This window comes from Xanthomonas sp. LMG 12462 (assembly GCF_009192885.1).
Classification (GTDB): domain Bacteria; phylum Pseudomonadota; class Gammaproteobacteria; order Xanthomonadales; family Xanthomonadaceae; genus Xanthomonas_A; species Xanthomonas_A sontii.
This window is the reverse complement of sequence record NZ_NMPP01000032.1, coordinates 18,702-34,315: the sequence shown is the minus strand read 5'-3', so window position 1 is coordinate 34,315 and position 15,614 is coordinate 18,702. Positions and strand designations below refer to the sequence as shown.

The 15,614-nt window shown below is 71.7% G+C and carries 15 protein-coding genes and 1 pseudogene; 13 read left to right on the top strand and 3 right to left on the bottom strand.

The features are described from left to right. Window positions 1–29: 29 nt before the first annotated feature. Window positions 30–1,274 (bottom strand): putative DNA modification/repair radical SAM protein, encoded by a 1,245-nt coding sequence (locus tag CEK69_RS09265; RefSeq protein ID WP_043093429.1) that lies wholly within the window; start codon window positions 1,272–1,274, stop codon window positions 30–32. A 94-nt stretch (window positions 1,275–1,368) separates the two neighbouring features. After that, window positions 1,369–2,175 carry a class III extradiol ring-cleavage dioxygenase gene (locus tag CEK69_RS09260; protein WP_152245199.1) on the bottom strand — a complete coding sequence of 269 codons (807 nt, stop codon included), beginning with the start codon at window positions 2,173–2,175 and terminating at the stop codon, window positions 1,369–1,371. 138 nt (window positions 2,176–2,313) lie between these two features. Here CEK69_RS09260 and CEK69_RS09255 point away from each other — a divergent pair, with 138 nt between their 5' ends. Both CEK69_RS09255 and CEK69_RS09250 read left to right on the top strand, forming a co-directional pair. Continuing rightward, a complete protein-coding gene (locus CEK69_RS09255) occupies window positions 2,314–3,219 on the top strand; it encodes a LysR family transcriptional regulator (RefSeq protein WP_017909607.1) in 906 nt (301 codons plus the stop codon). Between the two features lie 107 nt (window positions 3,220–3,326). Continuing rightward, window positions 3,327–3,896 carry a flavodoxin family protein gene (locus CEK69_RS09250; protein ID WP_010343649.1) on the top strand — a complete coding sequence of 190 codons (570 nt, stop codon included), beginning with the start codon at window positions 3,327–3,329 and terminating at the stop codon, window positions 3,894–3,896. A gap of 198 nt (window positions 3,897–4,094) precedes the next feature. Here CEK69_RS09250 and CEK69_RS09245 read toward each other — a convergent pair whose 3' ends face one another. After that, window positions 4,095–5,006 (bottom strand): LysR family transcriptional regulator, encoded by a 912-nt coding sequence (locus CEK69_RS09245; protein ID WP_152245197.1) that lies wholly within the window; start codon window positions 5,004–5,006, stop codon window positions 4,095–4,097. Between the two features lie 147 nt (window positions 5,007–5,153). On the opposite strand from CEK69_RS09245, the gene CEK69_RS09240 reads away from it, so the two are divergent. The 11 genes and pseudogenes from CEK69_RS09240 to CEK69_RS09195 all read left to right on the top strand — a co-directional run bounded on the left by CEK69_RS09240 (window position 5,154) and on the right by CEK69_RS09195 (window position 15,593). Next, window positions 5,154–6,221 carry an aldo/keto reductase gene (locus CEK69_RS09240; RefSeq protein ID WP_152245195.1) on the top strand — a complete coding sequence of 356 codons (1,068 nt, stop codon included), beginning with the start codon at window positions 5,154–5,156 and terminating at the stop codon, window positions 6,219–6,221. A gap of 38 nt (window positions 6,222–6,259) precedes the next feature. After that, window positions 6,260–6,643 (top strand): annotated as a pseudogene (locus CEK69_RS21255) (carboxymuconolactone decarboxylase family protein); the annotation flags it as partial. A gap of 90 nt (window positions 6,644–6,733) precedes the next feature. Next, window positions 6,734–7,729, top strand: coding sequence for an aldo/keto reductase (locus tag CEK69_RS09235; protein WP_226975110.1), 996 nt, complete (start codon window positions 6,734–6,736; stop codon window positions 7,727–7,729). A 64-nt stretch (window positions 7,730–7,793) separates the two neighbouring features. Continuing rightward, window positions 7,794–8,495, top strand: coding sequence for a glycosyltransferase (locus CEK69_RS09230; RefSeq protein WP_152245191.1), 702 nt, complete (start codon window positions 7,794–7,796; stop codon window positions 8,493–8,495). A gap of 84 nt (window positions 8,496–8,579) precedes the next feature. Beyond that, the gene (locus tag CEK69_RS09225) at window positions 8,580–9,026 is read left to right on the top strand and encodes a GNAT family N-acetyltransferase (protein WP_226975108.1); all 447 of its coding nucleotides are present in this window, start codon (window positions 8,580–8,582) and stop codon (window positions 9,024–9,026) included. Window positions 9,027–9,135: 109 nt separating this feature from the next. Then, window positions 9,136–10,152: a 3-oxoacyl-[acyl-carrier-protein] synthase III C-terminal domain-containing protein gene (locus CEK69_RS09220; RefSeq protein ID WP_152245189.1), complete on the top strand. Its 1,017-nt coding sequence runs from the start codon at window positions 9,136–9,138 to the stop codon at window positions 10,150–10,152. A 1-nt stretch (window position 10,153) separates the two neighbouring features. Then, complete coding sequence (locus CEK69_RS09215; protein WP_152245187.1) at window positions 10,154–11,131, top strand: NAD-dependent epimerase/dehydratase family protein; 978 nt, start codon at window positions 10,154–10,156, stop codon at window positions 11,129–11,131. Next, the gene (locus CEK69_RS09210) at window positions 11,128–11,976 is read left to right on the top strand and encodes an MBL fold metallo-hydrolase (protein WP_152245185.1); all 849 of its coding nucleotides are present in this window, start codon (window positions 11,128–11,130) and stop codon (window positions 11,974–11,976) included. The genes CEK69_RS09215 and CEK69_RS09210 overlap by 4 nt, the downstream gene beginning before the upstream one ends. Then, the gene (locus CEK69_RS09205; RefSeq protein WP_152245183.1) at window positions 11,969–13,150 is read left to right on the top strand and encodes an ATP-grasp domain-containing protein; all 1,182 of its coding nucleotides are present in this window, start codon (window positions 11,969–11,971) and stop codon (window positions 13,148–13,150) included. The genes CEK69_RS09210 and CEK69_RS09205 overlap by 8 nt, the downstream gene beginning before the upstream one ends. Further along, window positions 13,147–14,262, top strand: coding sequence for a hypothetical protein (locus CEK69_RS09200; protein WP_152245181.1), 1,116 nt, complete (start codon window positions 13,147–13,149; stop codon window positions 14,260–14,262). The genes CEK69_RS09205 and CEK69_RS09200 overlap by 4 nt, the downstream gene beginning before the upstream one ends. A gap of 143 nt (window positions 14,263–14,405) precedes the next feature. Next, window positions 14,406–15,593 carry a GGDEF domain-containing protein gene (locus CEK69_RS09195; RefSeq protein WP_152245179.1) on the top strand — a complete coding sequence of 396 codons (1,188 nt, stop codon included), beginning with the start codon at window positions 14,406–14,408 and terminating at the stop codon, window positions 15,591–15,593. The last annotated feature ends 21 nt before the right edge of the window (window positions 15,594–15,614 follow it).

Genomic DNA, 15,614 nt, shown 5'->3' with positions numbered 1-15,614 from the left:
CAAGCATGGCAACACCCCACCCCACCGCGTCAATCAAACAAGCCCCCCTGCCGCGGTGCCGGCGCCAGTTGCGCACGCAGCCGCTGCGGATCGTCCAGCCGCTGCCGCGGATGGTGATCGAGCACACTGACGAACGGCAGCAACTTCTTCAGCGGCACCCGCAGCCGCGCCAGATCCTCGACCCGCAGCCGCGCATGCCGCCGCGCCAGCAGCAAGCGCTCGACGTTGCGGGTGCCCAGCCCCGGCACGCGCAACAACAGTTCGCGCGCGGCGGTATTGAGATCCACCGGGAATCGCTCCGGGTTGCGCAGCGCCCACGCCAGCTTGGGGTCCACGTCCAGATCGAGCATGCCGCTGGTGGTGGGCGGGGCAATCTCCTCCACCGAGAAGTCGTAGAACCGCAGCAGCCAGTCGGCCTGGTACAGGCGGTGCTCGCGCTGCAACGGCGGCGCCTGCAGCGGCAGCTTGCTGGAGGCGTCGGGAATCGGGCTGAACGCGGAGTAGTAGACCCGGCGCAGGCGATAGTTGCCGTAGAGATTGTGGCTGGTGTGCAGGATCGCGCGATCGTCCGCGCCGTCGGCGCCGACGATCATCTGCGTGCTCTGTCCGGCCGGGGCGAAACGCGGCGGCTTGGCGCGCACCCGCGCCTCGGCCTTGCGCGCCTCCTTGCTCTCCTCGATGCGCCAGCGCAGCTCGCCCATCGCCGCACGGATGCCGCCGACGTTCTTCTCCGGCGCCAGTTGCGCCAGGCCGCGCTCGGTTGGCAGTTCCACGTTGATGCTGAGCCGGTCGGCGTAACGGCCGGCGGCGGCGAGCAGCTCCGGCGCCGCGTCGGGAATGGTCTTGAGATGGATGTAGCCGGCGAAGCGGTGCTCCTCGCGCAGTTGCCGCGCCACTTCCACCAGTTGCTCCATGGTGTAGTCGCTGTTGCGGATGATGCCGCTGGAGAGGAACAGGCCTTCGATGTAGTTGCGCTTGTAGAAATCCAGGGTCAGCTTGACCACTTCGGCCGGGGTGAAGCGCGCGCGGCGCACGTTGCTGGACACGCGGTTGACGCAGTACGCGCAGTCGAAGACGCAGAAGTTGGTCAGCAGGATCTTCAGCAGCGACACGCAGCGCCCGTCGGGCGTGTACGAATGGCAGATGCCCATGCCCTCGGTGCTGCCGATGCCGCCGCTGCGCAGCGAATGGCGCTTGTCGGCGCCGCTGGAGGCGCAGGACGCGTCGTACTTGGCCGCGTCGGCGAGCACGGCGAGTTTCTCGAGGGTATTCACCGGCCGACGATGCCGGGTCCGCGTCTCAAACGGTGAGACGCGGATGCGCTGCGGCCTTCACGGCGATGAATCGCTCAGGTCGATCTCCTGGCGTTCAGGCCGCCACGCGCACCGCGGCGCCGTCGAAGCGGTAGATGTCCATCGCCAGCAGGCCGGCGTCGATCCCCGCATCGATGCGCTGCGCGCCCAGCCCGCCCGCGCCGGCCGCACCCATCGCCACATAGATCGGCAGCCAGTGCTCGTCGGTGGGATGCGCGCGCTCGGCGAACGGCGCCTGCCGTCGGTAGTCGAGCATCGCCGGCACGTCGTCGCGGCGCAACGCCTGCTCGGTCCATTCGATGAACGGACGCACGTAGGGCACTTCCTTGCCCTCGGCGTAGCGGCCGAAGTCGTGCAGGTTGTGGGTGATGCTGCCCGAGCCGATCACCAGCACGCCGTCCTCGCGCAGCGGCGCCAGTGCGCGGCCCAGCGCCAGGTGGTGCTCCGGCCCGAGTTCCGGCTGGATCGACAGCGGCACCACCGGGATGTCGGCCTGCGGGTACAGCAGCGACAGCGGCACCCACACACCGTGGTCCAGCCCGCGACGCTCGTCCAGCACCGGCGCCAGCCCGGCCTGCGCCAGCAGCTCGGCGACCTGCTGGGCCACGGCCGGCGCACCCGGCGCCGGGTACTGCATCGCGTACAGCGCCTGCGGGAAGCCGCCGAAGTCGTGGATGGTCTGCGGCTGCGCCGCGGCGCCGACCAGCGGCCGCCGGCCCAGCCAGTGCGCCGAGGCCAGCACGATGGCGCGCGGTCGCGGCAGCGTCGCCGCCAGTTCGGCCAGCCGCGTGCCGACCAGGCCGGGCTGCAGCGCGGTCATCGGCGAACCGTGCGAGATGTACAGGGAAGGCAAACGCGCCATGGCAGGTCTCCACAGTGGGGGGCGGCACGGTGGCGCGCGCGGCCAGCGCCGGGCGTTCGTGCAGGCGACCAGGGTATTTCCGCCATCTGCGGGAATAAATTACCCTGCCGCCGACGATCCATTTCAGGAACCGAAACAATGGACACGCTGGAGGCGATGCGGGTCTTTGTCGCCGTGGTCGACCGCAACGGCTTCAACGCCGCCGCCGACGCGCTGGGCATTTCCACCGCCAGCGTCACCCGCCAGGTGGCGTGGCTGGAACAGCGCCTGGGCTCGCGCCTGCTCAACCGCACCACCCGCCGGGTCAGCCCGAGCAGTGTCGGCGCGGCGTATTACCAGCGCTGCCAGTTGCTGCTGGCCGAGTTCGACGACATGGAGGCGGCGGTCGGCGAGCAGGCGCTGACGCCCTCCGGCACGCTGCGGATCAACGCACCGTTCAGTTTCAGCGTCGCCCGGCTGGGCCCGCGCCTGGCCGGCTACAGCGCGCGCTATCCGCAGGTCGCCCTCGATCTGTCGCTGTCCGACCGCCTGGTGGACATCGTCGAGGAAGGCTACGACCTGGCGATCCGCATCACCCGCCAGGTGGCGCCCACCTTGATCGCGCGCAAGCTCGGCGAAGTGCAGGCGTTCCTGTGCGCGTCGCCGGACTACCTAGCGCGTGCCGGCACCCCGCAGCTGGCCGCCGACCTCGCCGGCCACGCCTTCCTCAGTTACAGCTACGTGCAGGACGACCTGACCCTGCACGGCCCCGACGGCGCGACCCAGGTGCGGGTGGCCGGCACCCTGCGCGCCAACTGCGGCGACGTGCTGCGCGAGGCGGCCATCGCCGGCATGGGCGTCACCGTGCAACCGGACTTCATGGCCGAAGCGGCGCTGGAGGACGGCCGCCTGGTGCGGGTGCTGCCCGACCATGAGATCGGGCCGATCGGCGTCTACGCGGTCTACGCCAGCCGCAGCCACCTGGCGCCGAAGGTGCGCAGCTTCATCGACTACCTGGTCGAAGTGGGCATCGATCGCACGATGCGCTCCCCGGCCGAGAGCTGAACCGCGGCGCGCGGACCGGACACAACATCCCGCCGATGGCGCTGATCGCGGCGGCCGCGCATGCGCACAATGCCCGCGCTTTTCCCCTCACCTTCAGGAGTCCGCGCATGAGCAAGATCGCGATCGTCTACTTCAGCGGCTACGGCCACACCGTCAAGCAGGCCGAGGCCGTGCACGCCGGCGCCGCCAGCGTCGGCGAAGCCACGCTGTACCGCATCGACCAGGACGGCAACCTGCCCGACGGCGCCTGGGAGGCCATCGGCCAGGCCGACGCCATCGTCTACGGCAGCCCGACCTACATGGGCGGCCCGGCCTGGCAGTTCAAGAAATTCGCCGACGCCAGCTCCAAGCCGTGGTTCGCGCAGGCCTGGAAGGACAAGATCGCCGCCGGCTTCACCAACTCGGCCTCGGTCAACGGCGACAAGTTCGCCACCATCGAATACTTCTGGACCCTGGCCCAGCAGCACGGCCAGATCTGGGTCGGCACCGGCCTGCTGCCGTCCAACACCAAGGCGCACGGCCCGAACGACGTGAACTGGACCGCCGGCTCCGGCGGCGCGCTGGCGATCTCGCCGTCCGACGCCTCGCCGGACGAGGCGCCGCGCAGCGGCGACCTGGAGACCGCGCGCCTGCTCGGCAAGCGTGTGGCCGAGTTCGCGGCCAAGCTCAAGGGCTGAGTCTGGCGGTGCCGCCCGCAAAGGGCGGCACCCTGCATCGCGATCGCAGCGGTCTCCGGGCGAGGCGATGCCCCTTCGGCGCCCGGCCTTGCGGGTCGGGCGCTTCCTCGAACCACAGCGCGATCGTGGCTGCGACAACGACGCGTGTTCGCTCCCTCCCCACTTGGCAACGCGCCGGCGTCGACCAGCGCGGTCGCGCTACGCCGGGCCACCCGCCGCATGCGCCGCGCGCAGATGGTCGATGAACACGCGCAGCTTCGGCGGCAGGTGTTCGCGCGCCGGGTAGTAGATGTGCCAGCCGGCGAACGGCGCGTGCCAGTCGTCCAGCACCCGCTGCAAGCGGCCGGCGGCGACGTCGGCGGCCACCTGCCATTCGAACGCCTGGCCCAGGCCCAGCCCACGGCGCGCGGCGTCCAGGCCGACCGCGGTGTCGTTGACCACCAGCCGTCCGCTGACTTCGACCAGGAAATCATGGCCGTCGCGGGTGAACTCCCAGGCCTGCAGGCGGCCATCGGTGCGGCGCCAGCGGATGCAGTCGTGCGCGGCCAGTTCGGCCGGCGTGCGCGGCACTCCATGCGCAGCGAAATACGCCGGCGCGGCCACCACCGTCTGCCGCTGCGGCGGTCCCAGCGGCACCGCGATCATGTCGCGCGCCAGGCTCTCGCCCAGGCGGATGCCGGCGTCGAAGCCGCCGGCGACGATGTCGGCCAGGGTCCGGTCCGAATACAGCTCCACGCTGACCTCCGGATAGCGGGCCAGGAACGCCGGCAGCTGCGGGCACACCAGTTGCTCGGCGGCCACCAGCGGCAGGTTGATGCGCAGCGTGCCGGCCGGGCGGTCGCGCAGGAAATCCAGGTCGGCGAAGGCCGCGTCGATCTGCGCCAGGCCCGGCGCCACCCGCTGCAGGAAGCGCTCGCCATGCTCGCTCAGGCCGACCCGGCGGGTGGTGCGGTTGAGCAGGCGTGCGCCCAGCTGCGCCTCCAGCGCGCGTAGCGTCTGCGACAGCGCCGAGGGCGAGACGCCCAGCTCGGCGGCAGCGCGGGTGAAGCTGCCATGGTGGGCGACGCGGACGAAGGCGACGACGGCGGACAGCGGCGGTGGACGGTGCATGGCGAACGGGCGGCAATGGAAGGACGAACGCGGCGGGCGAACCAGCCATTGTTTAGCACACCTTCAAAGCACATGTGGATTACCTGGATTTATCCGTTGCGACATGGCGCCTACAGTGCCCGCACCCTCACTCCGGAGACCGCCGCGATGGCCCTCGATCACTACCGCCTGCTCGGCCGTTCCGGCCTGCGCGTCAGCCCGCTGTGCCTGGGCACCATGACCTTCGGCGCCGACTGGGGCTGGGGCGCGGACGAAGCCGAGGCGCGCCGCCTGTTCGACCTGTACGTCGATGCCGGCGGCAACTTCCTCGATACCGCCAACATCTACACCAACGGCAGCGCCGAGACCCTGCTCGGCCGCTTCGCTGCCGGCCGCCGCGACCGCCTGGTGATCGCCAGCAAGTTCGCGCTCAATCCCTTCCCCGGCGACCCCAACGGCGGCGGCAACCACCGCAAGGCGCTGCTGCGCTCGGTCGACGCCAGCCTGGCGCGGCTGGGCACCGATTACCTGGACCTGCTGTACCTGCACGCCTGGGACGGCACCACCGGCATCGACGAGGTGATGCGCGGCTTCGACGACTTGGTGCGCGCCGGCAAGATCCTCTACGCCGGCATCTCCGACACCCCCGCCTGGCAGGTCGCGCGCATGCAGACCCTGGCCGACCTGCGCGGCTGGACGCCGTTCGTCGCCCTGCAGATCGAGTACTCGCTGGCGCAGCGCACCGTCGAGCGCGAACTGGTGCCGATGGCCGAGGCGCTGGGCATGTCGGTGCTGGCCTGGTCGCCGCTGGCGATGGGCGTGCTGACCGGCAAGTACGGCGCCGCCGATCTGGCGCGGGTGCGCGCGGCCGCCTCCGGCGGCGCGCAGGTCGGTGGCGTGGGCCGCGCCGAGGTCGCGCATTCGCAACGCACCTTCAACGAACACGCGCTGGCGGTCGCCGAGGCTGTGGTGGCGCTGGCCACCGAGCTGCAGCGCTCGCCGGCGCAGGTGGCGCTGGCCTGGCTGCTGGCGCGCGGGGCGATGCCGATCGTCGGCGCGCGCAGCGTGGCGCAACTGCAGGACAACCTGGGCGCACTCAGCCTGCACCTGGATGCCGAGGCGCTGCAGCGGCTGGATGCCACCAGCGCGATCGAACTGGGCTTCCCGCACGACTTCCTGGCCTCGCCCAACCCGCAGGCGCTGCTGAGCGGCGGCACCCGCATCCAGCCGCGCTGAGCGCGGCGTCCTGCCCCTTCGTACACGAGCACCATTCCATGGCATCCATCGCGAACGCGTTGCCGAGCAACATGACCCTGGCCGAGGCCGAAGCGGCCGGCATCGCGCAGATCGCCGCGCTGATGGGCCCGCAGCAGGGCGCGGCGATCCGCGCCCTGGCCGACGACGCGGACACCGCGCTGAGCGGCCGCGGCGCCGCCATCGCCTTCGCCGAGATCTACCGCGCCGACAGCGCGCTGGACCTGAAGACCCGCGAACTGGTCACGGTGGCGGTGCTGGCCAGCCTCGGCCACGCCGCACCGCAGTTGCGCCTGCATCTGCGCGCCGCGCAGGCGGCAGGCGCCAGCCGTGCGGAGATCTTCGCCGTGCTCGACCAGTTGTACGCCTACGTCGGCTTCCCCACCGCGCTCAATGCCCTGGCCGTCGCCCGCGACGCGCTGGGCCCGTCCTCACCCTGCGCGAACCGCCCGGCGGCCACGCTTTCCCTCCCCTCCCCCTCAGGAGCATCCTCCATGCAAACCCGCATCCTCGGCCGCAACGGCCCCCGCGTCTCCGCCCTCGGCCTCGGCTGCATGGGCATGAGCGCGTTCTACGGCGGCCGCAGCGACGACGCCGCCTCGATCGCGGTCATCCATGCCGCGATCGAGCACGGCGTCAGCCTCATCGACACCGCCGACATGTATGGCCCGCACACCAACGAAGTGCTGGTGGGCAAGGCGCTGGCCGGGCGCCGCGACCAGGTCGTGCTGGCGACCAAGTTCGGCATCAAGCTCGACCCCAACGACCCGGCCGCACGCGGCATCGACGGCCGTCCGGAATACGTACAGTCGGCCTGCGAGGACAGCCTGCGCCGGCTCGGCGTGGACCATATCGACCTGTACTACCAGCATCGGGTGGATCCGAACGTGCCGATCGAGGACACGGTCGGGGCGATGGCGCGGCTGGTGGAACAGGGCAAGGTGCGCTTCCTCGGCCTGTCCGAAGCCGCCGCGGCCACCATCCGCCGCGCGCACGCGGTGCATCCGATCACCGCGCTGCAGAGCGAGTACTCGCTGTGGTCGCGCGATCCGGAACACGACGGCGTGCTGGAGACGGTGCGCGAGCTGGGCATCGGCTTCGTGCCGTACTCGCCGCTGGGCCGCGGCTTCCTGACCGGGGCGATCCGTTCGCCGGAGGACTTCGAGGCCGACGACTATCGGCGCCATTCGCCGCGCTTCCAGGGCGAGAACTTCGACCGCAACCTGCAGCTGGTGGAGCGGGTACGTGAGCTGGCGCAGGCCAAGGGCGTGACCCCGGGGCAACTGGCGCTGGCCTGGGTGCTGGCGCAGGGCGAGGACCTGGTGCCGATCCCGGGCACCAAGCGCCTGGCCTACCTGGAAGAGAACCTGGGCGCGCTGCAGGTGAAGCTGAGCACCGAGGAACTGGCGCAGATCGAGGCGATCTTCCCGGCCGACGCCGCCGCCGGCCATCGCTACCCGGCCGCCTCGCGCGGCGCGCTGCAGGGCTGAACCGCGCCCCCGGCCGCGGCGCGGGTCGATTGCCCGCGCCGCGCCGGCCCCGCATGATGCGGGGGTGATCTCCTTCATCGTCCCCGCGCACGACGAAGCCGCCCTGATCGGCGACACGCTGGCCTCGCTGCATGTCGCCGCCCAGGCGCTGCGGCTGGACTGCGAGACGCTGGTGGTGGCCGATGCCTGCCGCGACGCCACCGCCGAGATCGCGCGCCGGCACGGCGCGCAGGTGCTGGAGGTGGAACTGCGGCACATCGCCGCCGTGCGCAATGCCGGCGCCGCCGCCAGCCGCGGCCGCCATCTGCTGTTCGTCGATGCCGACACCCGGGTCAACACCCCGCTGCTGGCCGCGGCGCTGCGCGCGCTGGGCACCGGCGCGGTCGGCGGCGGCGCGCAGGTGCGCCTGCTCGGCGACATCGCCTGGCACGAGCGCCTGGCGCAGACGCTGTTCGGCTGGCTGTTCCGCTGCACCGGCATCGCCCCCGGCTGCTTCCTGTTCTGCACGCGCAGCGCCTTCGTCGCCGCCGGCGGCTTCGACGAGCGCTACTACGCCGGCGAGGACGTGGCGCTGAGCCGCGCACTGGCGCGGCAGGGCCGCTTCGTGATCCTGCGCGAGCCGGTGCACACCTCCGACCGCAAGCTGCGCAGCTTCAGCAAGCGCGAGCACCTGGGGCTGCTGTTGCGCCTGCTGCGCCGCGGCCGCAGCCTGCTGCGCTCGCGCGACGGCCTCGGCTTCTGGTACGGGCAGCGCCGCGGGCGCTAGCGCGCCGCCCATTTCCGCACAACAGATTGCGTCGGATCGACAAAGCGGTTGCGCCCGACGCGGGCGACTTCCTACGCTCTGCACATGCGCGAGAACGGCACCCTGGACATCAGGAACGCGGCAATGGCGGACCGGCAGGCGATCGTGACGCTGATGGCGGCACTGGACTACGCCGGAACCGAGGACTTCATCGAGGCCCGCCTGGCGCAGCTCCTGGCACATCCGGACGCGGCCTTGCTGGTGGCCGCCGCAGGGGACGACGTCCTGGGGGTGTTGTCGCTGCACTTTCTGCCGCAGTTGGCATTGGCCGGCGACATCTGCCGCATCAGCTATTTCTGCGTCGACGATCGTGCGCGCGGCGCCGGGGTGGGACAGCGTTTGCTGGCAGAGGGCGAGGCGCTGGCGCGGCAGCGCGGCTGCGACCGCCTGGAGGTGCACTGCCACAGCCGGCGGGAACGGGCGCACGCCTTCTATCGGCGGGAAGGCTTTGTGGAAGCGCCCAAGTATTTCGCCAAGTCGCTGCGCGATTGAGGATTGTCTGAGGTCGCCAGCCGCAGACAGCGGCGCGATCTTCATAAGGGCGGTTGCCGGCGCCGAGCCGCTGGCAGTACGCTGCGCGCCCCTTGTGCGAGCTTTACGGATGAGCGTCCACACCAGCAGGCCCATCGCGCTGCGCATCCTCGGCACGGGCGAGTATCTGCCCGCGCAGCAGGTGCCGGCGGAGGCCTTCGACCGGCGCTGGGGCAAGCCCGCCGGCTGGACCCTGCGGCATACCGGGGTCGCCACGCGCCACTATGCGGGCGCCGACGAGCCGGCCACCTTCATGGGCGAACGCGCCGCGCGCGCGGCGCTGGACGCGGCGCAGCTGCAGGCGCACGAGATCGATTGCGTGATCAGCGCCTGCAGCCTGATGGAACAGGCGATCCCGTGCAGCGCAGCGCTGCTGCACGCGCGGCTGGGCCTGCAGGGCAGCGGCATCCCGGCCTTCGACATCAACGCCACCTGCCTGAGCTTCATCGCCGCGCTCGACCTGGCCGCCTGCGCGATCGCCGCCGGCCGCCATCGCCGCGTGCTGATCGTCGCCAGCGAGATCGCCAGCGTCGGCCTCAATCCGGACGATGCGGATACCGCGCCGCTGTTCGGCGATGGCGCCGCGGCGGTGGTGCTCGGCGCCGACACCGGCGACAGCGGCTCGCAATTGCTGACCGCGCGCCTGGAAACCTATTCCGAAGGCATCGACCACTGCCGCGTGCGCGCCGGCGGCACTCGCCTGCGCCTCGATCACGGCGTCGACGCGCTGCGCGCCGGCTCGCAGTTCGAAATGAACGGGCGCGCCACCTACCGGTTGGCCGCGGCGAAGCTGCCCGGTTTCCTGCAGCGGCTGCTGGCGCAGGCCGGGGTCGAGCTGGCGCAGTTGCGGCGGATCGTGCCGCACCAGGCCAGCGCCAAGGCGCTGCGCCATCTGCGCGTGGCGCTGGGGCTGGCGCCGGATGCGCTGATCGAGGTGATCGGCCACCGCGGCAACCAGATGGCCGCGTCGATTCCCAGTGCGCTGCACCAGGCGATCCACAGCGGCCAGATCGTGCGCGGCGACCTGATCGGCCTGGTCGGCTCCGGCGCCGGGCTGGCGTTCGGCGGCGCGGTGTTGCGCTACTGACATGGCCCGCGTCCTGGTCACCGGCGCGTCCGGCTTCATCGGCGCCTACATCGTGCGCGCCCTGGCCGCGGCCGGCGTACCGGTGCGTGCCAGCGGCCGCGACACCACCAAGCTGGCGGCCTTCGCCGGCGATCCGCGCATCGAGGTGCAGCGCGCTGACCTGTGCCGGGACGACCTGGCGCCGTTGCTGCACGGCTGCGATGCGGTGATCCACTGCGCGGCGCTGTCGGCGCCGTGGGCCAGCGCCGAGACCTTCCGCCTGGCCAACGTGGTCGCCACCGAGCGTTTGCTCGCCGCCGCGCTGGCCACGCGTGTGCGCCGCTTCGTGCATTTCAGTTCGCCGAGCATCTACTTTCGTTTCGCCGACCAATACCAGGTGCGTGAGGCGTTCACCCCGCCGGCACGCTGGATCGGCGGCTACCCGCAGACCAAGTGGGAAGCCGAGGAGAAGGTGCGCGCGGCGGCGGCGGCCGGGCTGCCGGCAGTGGTGCTGCGTCCGCGCGCGGTGTTCGGCCAGGGCGACAACGCGATCGTGCCGCGCTTGCTCGCGGTGGCGCAGCGCGGCTGGTTCCCGCTGATCAACGGCGGCCGCGCGATGATCGATGTGTGCTGCGTGGAGAACGCGGTGGCCGCGGCGCTGGCTGCGCTGCGCGCCGAGCACATCGGCGATGGCCGCGCCTACAACATCAGCAACGGTGTGCCGATCGCGGTGCGCGACCTGCTGACCGAGCTGTTCGCGGTGCTGCGCCTGCGCGTGCGGCTGCTGACGGTGCCGCGCGGACCGGCGTTGGCGCTGGCCACGCTCGGCGAGCAGATCGCGCTGCGCCGTCGCGGGCAGCCGGAGCCGCGGCTCAGCCGCTACGGTATCGGCGTGCTCGGCTATTCGCAGACGCTGGACATCGGCCGCGCCCGCCGCGAACTCGGCTATGCGCCGGTGCTGTCGACCGAGGCCGGGCTGGCCGCGCTGGGGCGGCCATGAGCGCGCCCCGGCTGCGCTGGCGGCTGTACGAGGCCGGCCACTGCACGCACCCCGAACGCGCCACGCGCCGCGGCGCGCCGCTGGCGCCGTGCCCGTTCCCGGCGCTGGCGGCCCTGCTGCAGCATCCACAGCAGGGCGACCTGTTGTTCGACACCGGCTACGCCCGTCATTTCTTCGATGCCACCGCGCGCTTTCCCGAACGCCTGTACCGCTGGCTGACGCCCGTGCAATTGGCACCCGGGCAATCGCTGCGCGAACAACTCGCCCGCGACGGCGTGGATGCGGACCGCATCGGCTGGATCGTGCTGTCGCATTTCCATGGCGACCACGTCGGCGGCGTCGCCGATTTCCCGCAGGCGCGCCTGGCCTGCGCGCAACAGGCCTGGGACGATCTGCAGCGCCGCGGCCGGCTGGCCGCGCTGCGCGAAGGCTTCCTGCCCGCGCTGCTGCGCGGCGCGCGTCCGCGCATGCACTGGATCGAGGCGCTGCCCGCGACGCTGCCGCCCGCCGCACTGCGCGACTTCGGCACGCCACGCGACCTGTTCGGCGACGGCAGCGTGCTGCTGGTGCCGCTGCCCGGGCATGCGCCCGGCCACTACGGCCTGTGGTTCGAGGACCCGCACGGCCCGGTGTTCCTGATCGCCGATGCGGCCTGGTCCAGCGCCGCGCTCGCCGACGGCACGCCGCCGCCGGCCCTGGTCACCCGTCTGCTCGGCGAGCACCGCGTGTATCGCGACACCCTGGCGCGGCTGCATGCGCTGCGCCAGGCCGAGCCGGGCTTGCGCCTGGTGCCCTCGCATTGTCGGCAATGGCGGCCGGCACCGGCGGAGCACCCGCATGGCTGAGGCCCCCGGCGTGCTGATCACCGGCGCACGCGCGCCGGTCGCGCTGGACCTGGCGCGCCGCTTCGCCGCGCAGGGCTGGCGGGTGCACCTGGCCGACAGCGTCGCCAGCCGCATCTCCGGCTGGTCGCGCGCGGTGACCGCGCATCACCGCGTCGCCCCGGCACGCGATGCGCCGCGCGCCTGGCTGGCCGATCTCAATGGCGTGCTCGCCCGCCAGCGCATCGACGTGCTGGTGCCGACCTGCGAGGAAGTGTTCTACCTGGCCCGCTACCGCCGCGCACTGCCGGCGCAGATGCACCTGCCACTGCAGGACTTCGACACGCTGCGCACGCTGCACAGCAAGTACGCCTTCATGGAACTGGCGCGCAGCCTGGACAGCGCCATCGACGTACCCGCCAGCGTGCGCGTGCGCAGCCTGGCGCAGGCGCGCGAATGGGCCGGCGACGCGCCGCTGGTGTTGAAACCAGAATTCTCGCGATTCGGCGTGCATGTCCGGCTCTATCCGGACGGTGTGACCGCCGATGCCACGCCGCTGCCCGCGCAGGGCGACTGGGTCGCACAGCGCTACTGCGCCGGCGAGGAGCGCTGCTCGTATGCGCTGGCGCGCGACGGCGTGCTGCTGGCGCATGCGGTGTACCGTCCGCGCTACCGCTTGCGGCGCAGTTCCAGCTACTACTTCGATGCCGCACCGAACCCGCAGATCGAGCGCTTCACCGCGCAACTGGTGCAGGCGCTGCGCTTCACTGGGCAGATTTCCTTCGACTGGATGGTCTCCGCGCAAGGGCGCTGCAGCGTGATCGAATGCAATCCGCGCGCGACCAGCGGCCTGCACCTGTTCGCCGCGACCGATCCGCTGGTGGCCTTGCTGAGCGGCGACGCGGGCGAAGCGCAGGCGCCGCTGCGCCCGGCCGACGACCGCGCGGCGATGCTGGGCATGCTGATGCTGGGCGTAGCGTTGCCGGCGGCGCTGGGCCAGGGCCGGCTGCGACAGTGGCGCCACGACTACGCGCGCGCCGAGGACGTACTGGCGCCGCGCGGCGACCGCTGGCCGTTGGCCGGCACGCTGTGCGACCTGGGCAGCCACGCGCGCCTGGCGCTGGCACAACGCTGCAGCGTGCGCGAAGCCGCCACCCGCGATACCGAGTGGGACGGCGAGGCACTGCCGCCGCCATGAGCCATGGCGACGCCGCCGCCGCAGCCGCCGACTACGCCGCGCAGCTGCAACGCTTCGCCGCGCTGCACGCCGGCGGCGACGCGCAGCAGCTGGCCGACAACGCACATGCGCGCATCGAGGTATTGCAGGCGGGCGACCTGGCGCTGCCGGTGACGGTCGGCGAACGCCACCCCGGCAACGCCTGGGTGTGCTCGCCGCGCACCACCTACACCGACTACGCCGCCGAGGAAGCCGCACGGCTGCTGCCGGGCACGCTGGCCGCGCCCGTACGCGGCCTGTGCGGCGGCATCGGTGCCTGGCTGGACTGGGCACGGATCGACCGCGCGGTCACCCTCAACAACTGGCTGCTGTCCACCAACCTGTACCCGCCGCTGCCGCCGAGCGGCTTGCGCGCGTTGCTGGATGTCGCACGCGCGCGCTGGCCCGACCACGCGCTGTGGTTCCGCTCGCTCAACGCGGTGGATACGCCGCAGTGGCTGCACGCGCTGCAGGCCGAAGGCTTCACCCTGATCGGCAGCCGCCAGGTCTACCTGTACGAGGACTGGCCGCAACTGTTGCGCCATCGCGACCTGGCCCGCGACCTCAAGCTGGTCGACCGCCGCGACCTGCAGCGCTGCGGCAACGACGCCATCGGCGAGGCCGACTATCTGCGCATCGCCGCGCTGTATGCGCAGCTGTATCTGGAGAAATATTCGCACTGCAATCCGGCCTACCACGCCGGCTTCCTGCGCGCCTGGCACCGCGCCGGGCTGCTGCGCTTCGACGGCTTCCGCGATGGCGACGGGCAACTGGTCTGCATCACCGGCCTGTTCGGCGTCGGCGGCACCGTCACCGCACCGATCGTCGGCTACGACCTGCACCTGCCGCAGCGGCTGGCGCTGTACCGCACCCTCACCGCCTGCGGCATCGACCATGCGCGACGGTATGGCCAGCGCCTCAACCAGAGCGCCGGCGCGGCCAGTTTCAAGCGCCAGCGCGGCGGCATGCCGGTCATCGAGTACAGCGCGGTCGATGCGCGCCACCTGCCGCTGCGGCGACGCCAGCCGATCGCCGCGCTCGGCGCCCTGACCCGGCGCATCGGTGTCCCGCTGATGCGCCAGTACCGGCTGTGAGGCCAGGCAGCGCCACGCCCGAAGGCGGGCCGTAATCGTTTTCAGCGTCGATCGCGCATGCCGCGTCGGCTGCCCGACACTGGCACTGGCATATACTTTGCTGCATCTGCAACACCTCATCGCCGCTGCGGCCCGGAACATCTGTGGAATGGATTGCGCATCTGGCCCATGCCGGCACCTTGCTGATCGTCAACGCATTGCTCGCGGCGGTGTCCTCGGCGATGTTCCTGGCGCTGTACGTCACCGGCCGCAAGGAACGGCACGCCCGCAGTCTGTTGCTGCTGACGCTGAGCTACGCCGTGTTCACCCTGGGCTTCGGCACCCTGCTGGCGCCGGCCTGGCACTACATGGACGTCTGGGTCGCGCCCGCCGGCAACGTCACCCTCGACGTGGCCACCGCACTGACGCTGGTGGCGGTAAACGCCTACCTGCGACGCCCGCTGCTGCAGTGGACATTGCTGGTCCCGATCACGCTGCTCTGCGTGCTGGAACTCTACAGCCTGCACTACACAGGCCTCGATCACCGCATCATGGTGATCTTCGGCGGCCTGGTGCGCGGCATGCTGACCCTGGCCACCGCGGTGGCGCTGTGGCGCCATGCCGACAGCACCGTGCGCACGCCGGCACGCTTCACGGCCGTCTTCCATTTCCTGTGGGCCGGCATGGTCGGGCTGCGGGTGGTCTGGTGGGCCGTCCATCCCGACGTCGATACCAGCTACGACCCGACCACCAACTTCGGCCTGCTCTCGCGCATCGTGCTGACCGCCAGCATCACCCCCGGCTTCCTGTGGATGCTGACCCGCGAAATGAACGCGGAACTGCGGCGGCACGCCTCGCAGGATCCGCTCACCGGGGTCACCAACCGCCGGGTGATGTGGGAGCGCGGCGAGGCGGCGACCCTCGATGCCGCACGCAAGCGGGCGTCGATCGCGGTGCTGATGATCGACGTGGACCATTTCAAGGCGATCAACGACCGCTTCGGCCATGCGGTCGGCGACCAGGTGCTGGTCGCCATCGCGCAGACCCTGACGCAGCACATCCGCATACCGGACCTGCTGGCGCGCATCGGCGGCGAGGAGTTCATGGTGCTGATTCCGCAGGGCGACGAGGCGTCGGTGCGCGATCTCGCCGAACGCCTGCGGCGGCGCATCGAGCAGCAACAGATCGATGCCGCGCCGGAGGCGCCGCTGGTGTGCACGGTGAGCATCGGCTACTGCCTGTCGCCCGGGGCGCAGGCGTCCTGGCAGACCCTGGTGCTGGCCGCCGACCAGGCGCTGTACGCGGCCAAGCGCGCCGGCCGCAACCGGGTCGCCGGCACCACCATCACATGAACGCGCGCAGCGCGCGGCACA

Excerpts from the sequence above, each read along its gene's own strand:
- CEK69_RS09260 (WP_152245199.1), bottom strand. The coding sequence starts at position 2,175 with ATGGCGCGTTTGCCTTCCCTGTACATCTCGCACGGTTCGCCGATGACC.
- CEK69_RS09255 (WP_017909607.1), top strand. The coding sequence starts at position 2,314 with ATGGACACGCTGGAGGCGATGCGGGTCTTTGTCGCCGTGGTCGACCGC.
- CEK69_RS09225 (WP_226975108.1), top strand. The coding sequence starts at position 8,580 with ATGCGCGAGAACGGCACCCTGGACATCAGGAACGCGGCAATGGCGGAC.
- CEK69_RS09245 (WP_152245197.1), bottom strand. The coding sequence starts at position 5,006 with ATGCACCGTCCACCGCCGCTGTCCGCCGTCGTCGCCTTCGTCCGCGTC.
- CEK69_RS09200 (WP_152245181.1), top strand. The coding sequence starts at position 13,147 with ATGAGCCATGGCGACGCCGCCGCCGCAGCCGCCGACTACGCCGCGCAG.
- CEK69_RS09240 (WP_152245195.1), top strand. The coding sequence starts at position 5,154 with ATGGCCCTCGATCACTACCGCCTGCTCGGCCGTTCCGGCCTGCGCGTC.
- CEK69_RS09250 (WP_010343649.1), top strand. The coding sequence starts at position 3,327 with ATGAGCAAGATCGCGATCGTCTACTTCAGCGGCTACGGCCACACCGTC.
- CEK69_RS09235 (WP_226975110.1), top strand. The coding sequence starts at position 6,734 with ATGCAAACCCGCATCCTCGGCCGCAACGGCCCCCGCGTCTCCGCCCTC.
- CEK69_RS09220 (WP_152245189.1), top strand. The coding sequence starts at position 9,136 with ATGAGCGTCCACACCAGCAGGCCCATCGCGCTGCGCATCCTCGGCACG.
- CEK69_RS09210 (WP_152245185.1), top strand. The coding sequence starts at position 11,128 with ATGAGCGCGCCCCGGCTGCGCTGGCGGCTGTACGAGGCCGGCCACTGC.
- CEK69_RS09215 (WP_152245187.1), top strand. The coding sequence starts at position 10,154 with ATGGCCCGCGTCCTGGTCACCGGCGCGTCCGGCTTCATCGGCGCCTAC.
- CEK69_RS09205 (WP_152245183.1), top strand. The coding sequence starts at position 11,969 with ATGGCTGAGGCCCCCGGCGTGCTGATCACCGGCGCACGCGCGCCGGTC.